The sequence below is a fragment of the Mycolicibacterium vulneris genome (genome assembly GCF_002104765.1).
Lineage (GTDB): Bacteria > Actinomycetota > Actinomycetes > Mycobacteriales > Mycobacteriaceae > Mycobacterium > Mycobacterium vulneris.
Genome location: NZ_NCXM01000098.1, coordinates 1 through 827, shown reverse-complemented (window position 1 = coordinate 827; position 827 = coordinate 1). Strand labels below are relative to the sequence as shown.

General features: G+C 68.2%; 1 protein-coding gene. It reads right to left on the bottom strand.

Annotation, left to right across the window (positions count from 1 at the left end; genetic code table 11):
• Positions 1–827, bottom strand: an 827-nt coding sequence (locus tag B8W69_RS29520) for a condensation domain-containing protein (protein ID WP_245843433.1), incomplete at both ends; no start/stop codon positions are given.

Sequence of the window (827 nt, the reverse complement as noted above, 5' to 3'; positions counted from 1 at the left end):
GTCGAAGACGTCGGTGCGGAACTCCACCGTCCCGCCGATCCCGGCGAGCTCACCGGCCTCACCCCAGCGTTCGGCCAACGAGAATGTCAAATCCACCCGGGCGGTGCGGGTGTCTATCGGCATCGGGCTGACCTGCACATCGCCGAGCGCGAAACCGGTGGTCGGGTCCCCGGCGAAGTTCTGCCAGGCCAACATCACCTGGACAAGCGGATGATGGGTTAGCGATCGGGTCGGGTTGAGCCGCTCCACTAGCACCTCGAAGGGCACGTCCTGGTGCTCGTAGGCGGCCAGGCTGCGACCCCGCACCTGGGCCAGTAACTCAGCGACCGTGGGGTCCCCGGCCATCTCGACGCGCAGCACCACGGTGTTGACGAAAAAGCCCACCAGTTCATCGAGTGCGGGATCACCGCGCCCGGCGATCGGGAATCCCACTGCCACATCAGGACTGGCGCTGAGCTTGGCCAGCAACACCGCCAGCGCGGCCTGGACCACCATGAAACTGGTCGCGTTGTGCTCACGGGCCACCCGACGAATCTGCTGCTGCAGCTGCGCGGGCCAGTCCACGGCCACACTGGCCCCGCGGTAATCGGCCACCGGCGGGTAGGGCCGATCGGTGGGCAACGCCAGCTGCTCGGGCAGCCCGGCCAGTGCCTGCTCCCAATAGGCCAACTGCGCCGCGATCGGGCTCTCGGCATCGGCCAGATCACCCAACTGCGCGCGCTGCCACAGCGTGTAATCGACATACTGCACCGCCAACGGCGCCCACTCGGGGCCATGCCCCGCACACCGGCTGGCATAGGCCACCCCCAGATCGGCCACCAGCGGGG